Raw genomic sequence first — 13,712 nt, 5'->3', positions numbered from 1 at the left:
ATCACCTACCTTAATTATGTATTTTGACCTCCACCCTGCTGGCGGGCAAATTTATCCAGAATTCCATTGACCATTTTCGGCTCATCACCGCTGAAAAAACTGTGTGCTACATCCAGATATTCATTAATGGCGACCTGGGGAGGAAGGCCTGTCATCATTTCACCAATCCCCGTCCGCAACAAAGCACGAAGGACCGGATCAAGACGTCCCATCGGCCAGCTTTCCGGAAGAAGCTCTGTTAAAGTCTTGTCTATGATGTCCTGCTTTGACACCGTATTACGGACAATATCCTCGAGCAGATTTAAATCTGCATCAGGTATATGACCGTCTTCAAAACTGGCCGTAGGCGTAATATGACGATGCCGGATAAATTCTACAATAACACTCTCAGGATTGGCTCGTGTCTGATCACACTGATAGAGAGCCTGCGTAGCTGCCATGCGGGCAATAGTTCGGCTGCGTTTGCGGGTCGTTACTGACGACGGTTCGGTCATGGAGACTCCTGAGGGGGCAGATCAGAAGGCCGATTCATATCAACGAGAATCTTTGAAAAAGCCTCTATCTCCCGAAAATCTTTATAAACACTGGCGAAACGGACATAAGCAACACCGTCAATATCACGCAGAGCATCCATGACGAGTTCCCCGATCCTGTAAGAGGGAATTTCCTGGTCACCGGATGATTCAAGCTGACGTACGAGACCATTCAGCAATCGCTCCTGACGAACTTCATCAACTGGGCGCTTTCTCAGAGCAATCCGGATGGAACGGGCCAGTTTATCCCGATCAAAAGGAATACGACGCCCATCCGCCTTGATGACGGTCAGCTCACGCAGCTGCACACGCTCAATGGTCGTGAAACGTTGCGTGCAGGTACAGCAAAAACGCCGTCGACGGATGGCCGTACCATCTTCGACTGAACGGCTGTCCTTGACCTGCGTCTCCTGATTTCCGCAAAAAGGGCAGTGCATGGTATATTCCGATTAGAAACCAGAATAGGGCCTTCCTTGACCCTACATGCAGCACAGTCTATCGGAAATGGCAGCGTTGAGGAATATGGCAGGACTTTTTTTCTTTATCTCTGCCCTGTATTCTCTTTCAATCCGATAGCGAGAACACAATTAATGAACATGATGATGCGTCTTCCTTTGGCAGTAACAGTGCTGCTGGCCAGTTTGAATATGGGAACCGCCATGGCCTCTGACAGCACGACAATCCCTTCCCTTAAAAATATCTCCATTGATAAAGCTGCCCTGCACACGCGATACAAAGATGCTCCTTTTGCCTTCGGCACTTTTGCCCTGACCAATCACGGTACGACAGATTTTCTGCTGCGTGGCATCACATCTCCTGACTGTCAGTCGGTAACATCCAACCGCAACAGTCAGGTGGCCATCCAGTCTCCCAGCCAGACATATGATATTTTTCAGCGTATGGCCGTTCCTCATGAAGGGACATTATTTTTTCCAACCAGTGGTTATCATCTCATCTGTCATGGACTGAAAGTACCTTATCAGCCGGGACATAAAATGAATTTCACATTCCATTTTCAGGGTGCTGGTGACGTAACAGCTCCCTTTACCATGCAGCCCATCATAGAAGAAAAACATGTTGGCCCCTGAAAGGAAACTTTTCAGGACAATTCCCTCAATATGGCCAGAACTGCGTCCCCATAACGGTCGACTTTGCTCTGGCCAACGCCCCGTACTTCCCCCAGCTCCTGCTGACTGGTAGGACGGGCCCGGATGATCTCCCGTAATGTGACATCCCGGAAAATGATATAAGGCGGGATACCCTGCTGGTAAGCCTCTTCCCGCCTCCACATTTTCAGTTCCAGAAAATAATGATTCTCTTCTTCTGAGAGTTCGTCCTCTGAGTTTCCATCTCCCATTGCAGCCAGATGTTTCAGAGAAGCATCTTCCCTCAGACTAACCATCATATCACCCCGGAGAATGGGGCGTGCTGTCTCCCGGCGCAGCCCCAGACCGCCATGGTCTCCCACCATGCCTATGGCACCTCGAGCAATCAGCTGTCTGATCACCATACGCCACCAGACATCTGTCTTGTCTTTACCGATTCCAAAAACGGAAAGATGATGCAAGGCATGACGCTCTACCGCCTCCGTCATCTTGCCTTTTAGAACGGCAATGAGCTGAACGGCCCCAAAGCGTTCACCTGTCCTGTAAATGGTAGAGAGCACTTTCTGAGCCGCTTCAGAGGCATCAAATGTGGATGGAGGATGAAGGCAGTTGTCACAATGTCCACAGGGAGCATGAAGAGTTTCACCAAAGCAGGCCAGTACGGCCTGGGTACGACAGCCTGTTGTTTCTGTCAGAGAAATCATGCTCTCCAGACGACCCTGCATGGCCCGTTTCTCACTTTCTGGAACCTGAGCCTCTTCCAGCCAATATCGTGCTCTCGCAACACCCTCCCCGCTATAGAGCAGTACTGTATGTGATAAATCTCCATCTCGACCGGCACGACCAATCTGCTGGTAATAGCCTTCCGGGGATGTCGGCATATCCAGATGTATGACTGCCCTGACATCTGGCCGGTCTATCCCCATACCAAAAGCAATAGTGGCTGCAACAACCATTGGTTCACCAGATCGAAAACGCAGAAGTACACTCTTCTTATCTGCTGGAGACATGCCAGCATGAAATGGAAACGCCGTGTACCCCTTCTCCCGAAGCTGACGTGCCATCGTCTCTGTTTTCTTACGGCTGCCACAATAAATGATAGCCGCTCCTTGCCCCATATGCCGACTCAGAGCATCTACCACCTGCCGAATCTCAGAAAGTTTGGGCTGGGCTTGGAGAAAGAGATTGGGCCTGTGAAAACTGGCCATCAGAATACGGGCCTGCGGCATATTCAGTGCAGAGAGTATGTCGTCCCGTGTCCGTTGATCCGCTGTAGCCGTCAGGGCAATTCTGGGTACTTGAGGAAAGAATTCCTTCAGATTGGCCAGTTCCCGATATTCAGGGCGGAAATCATGCCCCCATGCAGAAACGCAATGCGCTTCATCAATGGCAATCAGGGACAATGAACATCGTCTGAGCAGACTCAGGCTAAAAGGAGTGAGCAGACGTTCCGGGGAAATATAAAGCAGATCCAGCTGGTCACAGGTCAGATCCTCCTGAACCGTCTGCTGCTCCTGATAGTCCATCTCCGAATGAAGGGCTGAGGCTCTTACCCCCAGTTGCCGCAGCCCGGCAACCTGATCCTCCATGAGAGCAATCAGAGGAGAAACAACCAGCCCCACACCTTTACGACACAGGGCCGGCACTTGATAGCAGAGGCTTTTACCGCCCCCCGTGGGCATGAGGAGGAGCACATCCTCACAATTCATGAGGGCCTGAACAGCCTCTTCCTGCAATCCCCTGAAGGCAGGGAAACCAAAGACACGATGAAGGACAACGTCAGGGGATTCCCCAGTGTAACGGGGGAAACGGTCAATCGGATTGCCTATGCCTTCGTAAGGCTCACTGTCAGGCCGATCATGAACAGGAATCAATGTGAACCAAGATGAATCGTGACACGACGAAGAGCGACACGGGAATCTTCAACGGCTGTCGGAACGAAGGCTTCCTTACGGATGTCTTCACGTTTGATGCCATCTTTTACCAGAACATCGACAACATTCTCTGCCCGGGCATCAGCCAGTTTCTTCAGCACATCCGGATCTTCATTTTTCCCGGCAGAGCCAGAGACAGTGATCTGGGAAATATGCCGCCTGTTTGCCGCCCCAACGGCACTTGCAACAATTTCCTCTCCCGTCGGGCTTAACGTTACGGAATCTGTATCAAAGAAGACAACATAATCATCCCGTGGCGGATGTGACACACAACCAGCCAGCAGCCCTGTCACCATGAGGGAAGCAACCCCTACAGGAGCAAGACGACGCACGAAAGCAGAGACATTCTTCATGGAAGCACCCTTTCCATCGACCATAGAAAATACCTCTCTTAACTGCCCGTGCTTTGCCCTGTGGTCAATATGACCTCGGGATGGACAGTTCAAAAACATCCCTCCCCTTACAGAGCATGAGACGTCAGAATTCCATCCTGAATTGTCCAGAGGTGATCAAGTTGTTCAATACCCGTCAGACGGTGTGTAATCAGAAGAATGGATCGGGAGCGGTCGAGTGTGTTGAGAGTTGCCAGAAAGGCTTTTTCCGTCTCCATATCCAGTCCTGTCCCCGGCTCATCAAGAATCAGGACTGGCGCATCAGACAGTAAAACCCGTGCCAGAGCAATACGCCTCCCTTGACCACCAGAAACATGGGACCCATTTTCACCAATCCAGCTATCCAGACCATCTGGTAGGGAACGGACGAAATCAACAATCTGCGCCTGTTCCAGAGCTGCCCATATAGCATCTTCCGAAACACCTTCCCGTCCCAGAAGCAGATTGGAACGTATCGTATCATCAAACAGGTGACTTGCCTGAGACAGCCACGCTATTTTCCCTCTCAGCATTTCCGTTCTGATGACAGAGATATTCTCACCACCGAGGGTGATGCTTCCTTTCTGAGGGGACATCACCTTGAGCAGTAGAGCGGCAAGACTGGATTTGCCAGAACCTGAAGGGCCAATCAGTGCAGCCCGTTCACCTTCCCTCAATCGGAAACTTAGATTTTTCAGGACAATCTTATCGTCCGTCCAGCCAAAAGTAATGTTCCTGGCTTCGATCTCATACCCAGCGGGTGCAGGAACATTTCCTTCAGGGGGTGTCCCTTCAGGCATGGCTGCAGCTTCCGCCACACGCTCCGCAGCATGTCGAACCTGACCATACAGAAGCCCTGCTCTCGGCAGATCAACAATGCCATCCAGAGCTGTCATGACAACAAAAAGAACAGTAATGCCCGTCACGGCCTGCTCTTTGGGGAAAAACAGCCCAGCGCAGCCCCCTAAAGCACATATGACTCCCAGACGGGTCAGCAGCAGGGACAAAGCATGAACATGAGCCATAGCTCGTCCCTGCTCCTGCTGTGTTTTATAAAAGGCCTGTTCTGCAGCCAGAAAACGTTCTTTTATCGCTTCTTCCTGTCCGAAAATTCTTAGCTCACGCATACCGCCAACAAGATCGAGAGCCTGACTGTTCATTTCAGCCTGTGTCCGCTGCAATTCCGGCCCCCACCGATAGGCCACCTTGGCCATGAAAGTGGGAAGTACAAAAGCTGTCAGACAGAAGATGATACCAACACAGACAGCAAGCGACACACTGCCTTTCAGACAGACAAGAATGACGATGGGAAGACTGAACAAAGCCGTTGCCAGTGGCACAAGAATACGCAGGTAAAGACTGTCCAGACTCTGCACGTCAGCAACAAGACGTGACAGCAGATCACCGGATCGCCGGAAACCCAGCCCAGCAGCAGCTCCATGAGCCAGACGACGGTAGAACCAGAGGCGAACATCAGTCAGAACCCGGAATGTAGCATCATGCGTTGCCAAGCGTTCCAGATAGCGCAGAATGATACGCGAAGCTCCAGCGAGCCGGAGCAGCCCGAAACCAGCAATACCACCAATGGCAATCAACCCAAGCCGAGATCCCGTCTGCCCCATGAGAAGGAAAACGGAACAAACAGAGAATTCCGCCAGAAGCAGTCCAACGAGAAGACGGGCCCAGCGACCTTTCCAGACATTCGATAGAGAGCGTAACATCATGATAATACCTCTTCTGCCGTAATCTGGCCTTTCTTAATGACAAGACGTTTTGTCTCACCAATCTTATGAAACTGGGAAGAGTGAGTGGAAATCAGGGCCGTCCGACCTTTCAGGAGATCCCGAAGAGAAACAAGAATCTCCTGTTCTGTTGCAGGATCAAGATGGGCAGTGGGTTCATCCATGATGAGCAGAGGCGCATCTTTCAGGAACGCTCTGGCAATGGCGATACGTTGAGCCTGCCCACCAGACAGACCAAAGCCGCCCTCACCCAACTTGGTATCCAGACCATCTGGCAGATGCGGCAGATAGGCCATGACAGATGAAGCCTCGAGAGCGGCCTGAAGCTGCTCTTCGGAAGCATCGGGGGATGCGAACAGGATGTTATCACGCAGCGTACCTGCAAAGATGACAGGCTTCTGACCAATCCAGCTGATCTGCCGTGTCACATCTGCTGGTCTCATATCCTGCAGATCTATACCTCCAAGAAGCACCTTCCCCTGTGAGGGGCGAATAAACCCCAGAAGCATTTCTATCAGAGTCGACTTCCCTGCTCCGGATGAACCGGTCAGCAGAGCAACATCCCCAGCGTCAAGGTGGAATGACACATTGTCCAGTGCAAGAGGGCGATTTTCTACCCAACGATAGGATACACCCTGTACGTCCAGTGTGATCCCCTGGGCCTTCCGCTGTGGCACGGGGTGAGCAGAAGCTTCATTCTTTGCCCACTCAGGCAGGTTAGGTAATCTCTGTATGGCTTCTCCGCTATTGGTAATTTGCGCCCTATCCTGATAGGCCGCTGAAAGAGCACGGAACGGTGCAAAGGCTTCAGGCACCATGAGAACAGCAAAAAGAATACTGGTCACCTGCGGTATCGACCCCGCATGAAGAAGACCATGACGCTGGTCAACGACAATCCAGACCAGAGCAACGATCATGGCAACATCTGTTGAAGCAGAGGTGAGGAATGCTATGCGCAGCACCTTCATGGTACGCTGACGCAGTTCATCAGCAGCACGCCCAAGACCCTGCGCATCCTTTTCTGCACTCCCCGACAGAACAATGGTAGCGATCCCACGGATACGGTCGAGAAATCTCACCTGCAGACGATTGAGAGCCAGAATCTGACGCCGGGAAGCAATCGCAGTAGCAATACCGAAAACGGCCTGAAAAACGGGCAGGAAAAGACAGCAACCACCGAGAATAAGTCCCGCCCTATGATTCTGCCAGAACACGACCAGTACAACAGACCATTGTGCAACTACCCAGAGAGCTGAAGCCGGCAGCCAGCGAGAAAAATACCCCTCCAGAGCTTCAACCCGATCTGTCAGCATCGCAGCAAGAGCGGCACTATGCTGATGACGAAGCAGCGCAGGCCCCTGCGCAAAGAAGCGGGCAAGAAGCTCCCGCCTCAGGCGTTTACGGGCTTTCTCTCCGCTGGACATGGCCAGAAGTTCCTGACCGTAGCCTAGAATGACACGAACAACAGAAGAGAGAATGAACAGGAGCAGATAGTAACGATTTATCCTGTCTCCACCTGTCAGCCATTCTGCAAGGATGGTGGCAAGGCTCCATATCAGAACCATCCCGACAAGGACATTGAACATTCCCATCAGGGCCATCATCATGGTAGCCGGACGATTGGCGCGATTCTGCTGCCGCACCCAGCTTTTTAGCATCTTCTTGTCTGCCTTCATGCGGAGACATATACAGGCGCAGCCGACAAAAGAAAAACAGACAAAGTAAAAGTTTCCGATCGGAAAAATCTTTCTCGTATTCCATTGCCTGTTTTGTATTGCAAATCCTGCCCGTCTTCCGCACATCAGATGCATGTCTGCACCAATTCTCAATCTACAGAACATCTCCTACACACTCGGCGGGCGTCCTCTACTGGATGGTGCCGAACTTTCCGTGTCAGCTGGCGAAAGGCTCTGCCTTGTCGGACGGAACGGATCTGGAAAGTCCACCCTTCTCCGCATTGCGGCCGGTGAACTGGAACAGGACAATGGTGAGCATTTTCTCCAGCCCGGCCTGAAGGTTCACTATCTCCCCCAGGAGCCTGACCTTTCCGCATGGAAAACAGTCTTCGATTATGTCACGGCTGACCTGGATGAAACGACCCATTACCGTGCCCGTACCATGCTGAGTGAGCTTGGCATGAACGGCAATGAAACATGCGCTAGCCTCTCAGGTGGAGAAGCCCGGCGCAGTGCCCTCGCCCGTGCTCTGGCTACAGAACCTGACCTCCTTCTCTTGGACGAACCTACCAACCACCTAGACCTCCCCTGCATTGCGTGGCTGGAAAAGGAACTTCTGGCCTCTGGTGCCGGCATGATCATTATCAGCCATGACCGTCGTTTTCTCGAAACACTGTGCAAAGCTGTCATCTGGCTTGATCAGGGGAAAACACAACGACTTGATGCCAGATTCGCCCATTTTGAATCGTGGCGTGATGAACAGATCGAGCTTGCTGAACGGGCCGCCCATAAACTTGACCGTCAGATCGCCCGGGAAGAAGACTGGATGCGTTACGGTGTCACGGCCCGGCGAAAACGGAATGTCCGTCGTGTCGCTGAACTGTCGGCCCTGCGAGCTGAACGACATGACATAGCATCCCGTCAGAAAGGCACTCTGAAACTGGAAGCAAGCGAGGCTGACAATACAAGCAAGATCGTCATTGCAGCTGAAAATGTCAGCTGGGCCTATTCGGACCGGACTCTCATTCAGGACCTGACCCTGAAAATCAGCAAGGGGGACCGTCTGGGCATCTGTGGTGCCAATGGAGCCGGGAAGACAACCCTTCTACGGCTGCTTGTTGGAAACATGGAACCACAAACAGGCGAGGTCCGCCGCAGCCCTTCCATAAAGATGGTCACTCTGGATCAGCAGCGCAGTGCTCTGGACGGCGATCAGAGCGTGGCCAGCTTCCTGACTGATGGACATGGCGAAATAATACAGGTTGGAACCGAAAAACGTCATGTCATTGGGTATATGAAAGACTTCCTGTTCCGACCGGAACAGGCCCGTACCCCTGTCAGTCATCTTTCCGGTGGTGAACGGGGACGATTGGCTCTTGCTGCTGCTCTGGCCCGTCCATCCAATCTTCTCGTTCTGGATGAACCGACGAATGATCTTGACCTAGAAACTCTTGATCTTTTGCAGGACATGCTGGGCGATTATTCTGGAACGGTTCTCCTCGTCAGCCATGATCGTGATTTTCTGGACAGGCTGGCCACATCCACTCTGGTAGCAGAAAGAGATGGAAGCTGGATTGAATATGCCGGTGGTTACTCTGACATGCTGGCCCAGCGCAAAGGCCATGCGCCCACTGAACGACAGCAGAAGAGTTCCACAGCCTCTACGTCAGACAGAAATCGTTCCTCTCTCAGTTCCATAGCCAGAGAAACGACAAAACTGAGCTATAAGGAACAGCGGGAACTGGATCAGCTTCCCGGACGCCTTGAAAAACTGGAGAAGGATGCTGCTCTCTGTCGAAACGCACTGGCCGATCCCGAACTATATAACCGTGACCCTGTACGGTTTGAGAAAATCACGGCAGCACTGGAAAAAACAGAACAGCAGCTGAGTGCAGCAGAAGAACGGTGGGTAGAGCTGGAAAGCAAACGGGAAGAGCTGATGAGCTGACCATTATTTTTTCCTCCAGTCTGTTCCCGGCAGGCTGGAGGAGAGCAGCAGCATCGTCAGATCATAACCGGTTGATGAGACGTTCCTTGGCTTTGACAAATTCAACCTCAGTCAGTGCTCCACGTTCTTTCATTTGATAGAGCTGCTCGAGCGTGTGTTCGGGAGGGACGGCTGCGGTGGGATTCCCCAAAGACTGCGACCGATCCTGATACGGCCCCCAGTTCTGCCCATCACGGCCAGAAATCAGTTTTTCTTTCGGCCACAGAGACCAGATAAGAAGGCCAATCCAGAAAAGGCCAGTCCATCCTGCGAAAATGTTCAGGGCAACAAGCAGCCATTTCTGTGGGTGCTGTCTCATGATGGCAATGATACTGGGCAGGCAGTACATGGCCAGCATTGACAACATCAGAATGGTAAAAATCAGCAGACTCAGATACGGATTCAGCGCATTGATCTGTTGTGAGTATTCGGTCACGTTCACGAAGATGTCCCTTCCATTTTAGTCTGGTCAATCGATCAGGCCCGAACGCCGGGCCACATCCTGCGCTGCCTGTATCTCTCTTCCAACCTGTAAAGCGGCCTCAAGTGCCCTCAATCCGGCTCTCCCGTCAACAGTAACGGCCTCTCCATCAAGACATGAAGCCACAAACGCATCATGTTCAGCGGCAAGATTGTCATGATCTTTCCAGTAGACACTCTGTCTGCGGAAACCATTCCCATCTGGAAGCGGAATCCCCTCATGGCGATTGATGAAAACCAGCTTCCGATTCACAAAATCCGCAGAAAGATACCCTTCCTGTGCAAAGAGACGCATTTTCCGTTCCGTCTTGAAAGAAATACGGCTGGCAGTAATAGAGGCTACACATCCATTCTCAAAACGCACACGGGCATTTGCAATATCCTCATGGACACTGGAAACCACTGCTCCCATGGCATCAATATGAAGGATGGGGCTGTCTACAAAAGACAGGATGAAGTCGAGATCATGAATCATGAGGTCGAGCACGACTGAAACGTCTGTTCCTCTCTCCTTATAAGGGGCAATCCTGGTGGCCTCGATATAAAGAGGGTGCTTTATGCGTGTACTGATCGCCTTATGCTCTGCCGAATAACGTAGCAAGTGCCCGACCTGAAGGACACGCTTCTGCATCTCAGCATGACGGACCAGCTCCTCCCCTTCTTCTTTCGTGGAAGCCAGAGGCTTCTCAACCAGAACGTCACAGCCAGCTTCGAGAGCCTGCCGTGCCAGGGAGTAATGTGTCTCTGCGGGAGATGCGATGATGACGGCCTCACATCGCTCCAGAAGCTGTCCATAGTCCCTGAAAACGGACGTATTGACCTCCCGGGCAACAGTGGCTGCACGGTTCTGATCCAGGTCATAAAGACCAACCAGATTTTCCCGTCTGTGCCGTGCTGCCTGAAGAGCATGAAAGCGGCCAAAATATCCCGCTCCTACAATGGCTACATCAAGGACCTGTTTCTTCTTCATGGGCGGAAAGCATAGCATCAGTGTAAAGCTGCGCAAGACACTGGGCAGTCCTGCATAATGGTTGCAATGACCCCCTTAAAAGGGCATGGTCTCATCCACTTGCGAGATCGGTTCTGCCTCCTCCATTTTCACGTTTTTGAGGTTCTCTAACCCCCTATGTTGTATTACAGCCGCCTCAGGATGTTAGGTGTTGTGGGTATCTGCCTGATAAGTGCCCTGCTATGCCTGCCCAATTTCATGAAATCCCCTCTACCATCCCTGCCCTGGCACCAGGTACATCTTGGCCTTGACCTGCGGGGAGGTTCCTATCTCCTGTTGCAGCTGGATACAAAAACCCTCCAGCATGATCGGTTGCAGTCACTGGAAGGTGAAATCCGCCAGGGGCTTCTCAGTGCGCATCTGGGATACCGCAATATTGAACGTGATGATGTCACGGCCTCCGTCCTGATCACACCACGCTCCGAAAGTGAAAAAGAAAAAGATCGGAATGTCCTGAATGATCTGACACCATCCATTCCCGGAGAGCTGGCCATCAGTGAAAAAGAGGGCCGCTTTGTTGTCAGTCTGACAAAGGAATCCATCCGTAGCCGGGCACGTGAAGCCGTATCCCGCTCCATCGAAATTGTCCGCCGCCGTATCGACAGCACTGGTGCCATCGACCCCAGCATCGCCCGTGAAGGGGAAGACCGCATCGTGCTGGAACTTCCCGGCATCAGCGATCCACAGCGCATCAAGACTCTTCTGGGAACGACGGCCCGCATGACGTTCCATCTGGTTTCACCTGATCCGACACATGCTGGACCAGGCACAACCATGCTCCCCCTGCCCGGAGATCGCGGCAGCATTGCCGTTGAAGACCGGATTGATGTTGATGGGGCCAATCTGAGCGACGCCGCAGCCACCATGAGTGAAGGTCAGTGGGTTGTCGAGCTGAAATTCGACAATAAGGGAGCAGATGACTTTGCCCGCATCACAACGCAGAACGTTGGCAAGCCCTTTGCCATCGTGCTGGATGGCCGTATCCTGACAAGTCCGGTCATCAATGGCCCCATCACGGCAGGGCGTGGAATTATCACGGGCAGCTTCACGGCCCGCTCCGCTTCTGACCTCGCTCTCCTGCTGCGTGCCGGTGCCCTTCCGGCTCCACTGACTGTTGTCGAACAGAGGAGCATCGGACCAAGCCTCGGTGTAGCGTCCATTCATGCAGGCGTGATCAGTCTGGCCGTGGGGTTCGTACTGGTCGTACTTTTCATGCTACTGTTCTATGCCCGCTTCGGCCTGTATGCGGACATTGCGCTTTTTGCCAATCTCATCATGATACTGGCCATCCTGTCACTCTTTGAAGCGACCCTGACCCTGCCAGGTATGGCCGGTATCCTGTTGACTCTCGGCATGGCTGTGGATGCCAACATTCTCATCAATGAGCGTATCCGTGAAGAAGTCCGTCAGGGGCGTAAGCCTCTTCAGGCCCTTCAGGCCGGCTTCCAGCGGGCCACGAATACGATCATTGACAGTAATGCCACGGCATTCCTCGCTCATGTCATGCTCTTCGTCTTTGGCACGGGGGCTGTCCGAAACTTCGCACTGGCCATTACCATCGGTATCGTCACCACGCTTTTCACGACGCTGGTTCTTTCCCGTATGCTGATTATCCGTTGGTATGCCCATAAACGCCCACAGGAACTACCGGTCTGATCACCATGTTTTCTCGTCCCCTTCTCCGTTTCGTACATGATGACCGACAGATCCACTTCATGCGTGGGCGTCATGCCGGTCTGATCATCTCTGCCCTGCTTTCCATTGCTTCGGTGGTCCTGTTCTTCACACCCGGCCTCAATCTGGGGCTGGATTTCCGTGGTGGCGTGATCGTGGAAACGCATTCTCCCACAGCGGAGGACCCAGCCCACTTACGGGCCATACTGAAAGCCGGTCACGTTAATGCAGCGTCCGTACAGACCTTTGGTTCTCCACAGGACATGCGTATCGCCATCAACCTCCCTCGTGGTGGTGAAGACGAACATGTTACCCAGCAACTCGTGGATCATGTGCGTACCATCATTGTGCAGGCCATTCCGGGGGTACAGATACAGCGCGCCGATGCCGTTGGTGGCTCGGTTTCTTCCGAACTTTTTCGGGCTGGCGTTCTGGCTCTCCTGTTCAGCCTTGGAATGATTCTAATTTATATCTGGTTCCGCTTTGAACGTGAGTTCGCACTGAGTGCCGTTATCACACTGGTTCTGGACCTGACGAAGACCATTGGCTTTCTCGTGGTGACACGTTTTGAATTCGATCTCGTCATGGTGGCGGCCCTACTTACCATTCTGGGATATTCCACGAACGACAAGGTTGTCGTTTACGACCGTGTCCGTGAGAACCTGCGCAAATACCGTACCATGCCTCTGCGGGAACTGCTGGACCTTTCCATCAATGAGACCCTGAACCGGACACTGGGCACGTCCATGACCGTTTTCCTGGCTGCTTTGCCATTGGCCCTGTTTGGCGGTAGCACCCTGACAGGATTTGCAACAGTCATGCTGTTCGGCATTGTTGTGGGGACATCTTCTTCCATCTTTATCGCTGCCCCTCTTCTACTTTTGATGGGCCGGAAGAGACTGCGTAAAGGCTGATCCTGTTCCATAAATGATCAAAACAAAGAAAAAAGGGGGACACTTCGGTGTCCCCCTTCTTCATATATGCAGAAAATCTGTCAGCAGCTCATCTCTCGATCAGCCCGAGATAACGGGCTAGAATCTGATCAGCCCTGAAATCCGACCGGATCGTCTGGGAATCCAGATTATGCAGGACAGCTTTCCGTGTTGTCTCATCCATCTGAATGAGGACAGGCATGTCTTTCTGATGAAGCGTTCCCATCAGGAAAGCCCCCCGGGCCATCCCGTTTATGATGAAATAAGA

General features: G+C 52.4%; 13 protein-coding genes. 4 read left to right on the top strand and 9 right to left on the bottom strand.

Going from position 1 to position 13,712, the window contains the following annotated elements; genetic code table 11:
• Positions 1-14: 14 nt before the first annotated feature.
• On the bottom strand, positions 15-494 hold the full coding sequence (nusB, locus tag NQF87_RS01980) for a transcription antitermination factor NusB (protein WP_266126739.1): 480 nt from the start codon (positions 492-494) through the stop codon (positions 15-17).
• Positions 491-970 carry a transcriptional regulator NrdR gene (gene nrdR / locus NQF87_RS01975; protein WP_266126738.1) on the bottom strand — a complete coding sequence of 160 codons (480 nt, stop codon included), beginning with the start codon at positions 968-970 and terminating at the stop codon, positions 491-493. Before nrdR ends, nusB begins: the two co-directional genes overlap by 4 nt.
• A gap of 36 nt (positions 971-1,006) precedes the next feature.
• Here nrdR and NQF87_RS01970 point away from each other — a divergent pair, with 36 nt between their 5' ends.
• Positions 1,007-1,621 carry a copper chaperone PCu(A)C gene (locus NQF87_RS01970; protein ID WP_266126737.1) on the top strand — a complete coding sequence of 205 codons (615 nt, stop codon included), beginning with the start codon at positions 1,007-1,009 and terminating at the stop codon, positions 1,619-1,621.
• Positions 1,622-1,632: 11 nt separating this feature from the next.
• On the opposite strand, the gene recQ is transcribed toward NQF87_RS01970, so the two are convergent.
• The 4 genes from recQ to cydD form a co-directional block, all read right to left on the bottom strand.
• The gene (gene recQ, locus NQF87_RS01965; RefSeq protein ID WP_407651988.1) at positions 1,633-3,456 is read right to left on the bottom strand and encodes a DNA helicase RecQ; all 1,824 of its coding nucleotides are present in this window, start codon (positions 3,454-3,456) and stop codon (positions 1,633-1,635) included.
• Positions 3,457-3,509: 53 nt separating this feature from the next.
• Positions 3,510-3,950, bottom strand: a complete 441-nt coding sequence (locus tag NQF87_RS01960) for an OmpA family protein (protein ID WP_266126736.1) — start codon at positions 3,948-3,950, stop codon at positions 3,510-3,512.
• Positions 3,951-4,033: 83 nt separating this feature from the next.
• Positions 4,034-5,668: a thiol reductant ABC exporter subunit CydC gene (cydC, locus tag NQF87_RS01955; RefSeq protein WP_266126735.1), complete on the bottom strand. Its 1,635-nt coding sequence runs from the start codon at positions 5,666-5,668 to the stop codon at positions 4,034-4,036.
• A complete protein-coding gene (gene cydD / locus NQF87_RS01950) occupies positions 5,665-7,362 on the bottom strand; it encodes a thiol reductant ABC exporter subunit CydD (protein WP_266126734.1) in 1,698 nt (565 codons plus the stop codon). The genes cydC and cydD overlap by 4 nt, the downstream gene beginning before the upstream one ends.
• Positions 7,363-7,495: 133 nt before the next feature.
• On the opposite strand from cydD, the gene NQF87_RS01945 reads away from it, so the two are divergent.
• Complete coding sequence (locus tag NQF87_RS01945) at positions 7,496-9,310, top strand: ABC-F family ATP-binding cassette domain-containing protein (protein ID WP_266126733.1); 1,815 nt, start codon at positions 7,496-7,498, stop codon at positions 9,308-9,310.
• A 61-nt stretch (positions 9,311-9,371) separates the two neighbouring features.
• Here NQF87_RS01945 and NQF87_RS01940 read toward each other — a convergent pair whose 3' ends face one another.
• Both NQF87_RS01940 and NQF87_RS01935 read right to left on the bottom strand, forming a co-directional pair.
• On the bottom strand, positions 9,372-9,791 hold the full coding sequence (locus tag NQF87_RS01940; RefSeq protein ID WP_266126732.1) for a superinfection immunity protein: 420 nt from the start codon (positions 9,789-9,791) through the stop codon (positions 9,372-9,374).
• A 27-nt stretch (positions 9,792-9,818) separates the two neighbouring features.
• Complete coding sequence (locus NQF87_RS01935; RefSeq protein WP_266126731.1) at positions 9,819-10,799, bottom strand: Gfo/Idh/MocA family protein; 981 nt, start codon at positions 10,797-10,799, stop codon at positions 9,819-9,821.
• A gap of 156 nt (positions 10,800-10,955) precedes the next feature.
• Between NQF87_RS01935 and secD the strand changes: the two genes are divergently transcribed.
• On the top strand, positions 10,956-12,494 hold the full coding sequence (gene secD, locus NQF87_RS01930; RefSeq protein WP_266126730.1) for a protein translocase subunit SecD: 1,539 nt from the start codon (positions 10,956-10,958) through the stop codon (positions 12,492-12,494).
• 5 nt (positions 12,495-12,499) lie between these two features.
• Entirely contained in the window at positions 12,500-13,426 is a 927-nt protein-coding gene (secF, locus tag NQF87_RS01925; protein WP_266126729.1) for a protein translocase subunit SecF, read from the top strand.
• 88 nt (positions 13,427-13,514) lie between these two features.
• On the opposite strand, the gene NQF87_RS01920 is transcribed toward secF, so the two are convergent.
• Positions 13,515-13,670: a hypothetical protein gene (locus tag NQF87_RS01920; RefSeq protein ID WP_266126728.1), complete on the bottom strand. Its 156-nt coding sequence runs from the start codon at positions 13,668-13,670 to the stop codon at positions 13,515-13,517.
• Positions 13,671-13,712: the final 42 nt, after the last annotated feature.

Origin of the sequence: Bombella dulcis (genome assembly GCF_026385505.1) — a bacterium.
GTDB lineage: Bacteria > Pseudomonadota > Alphaproteobacteria > Acetobacterales > Acetobacteraceae > Bombella > Bombella dulcis.
This window is presented reverse-complemented; position numbering and strand designations above follow the sequence as displayed.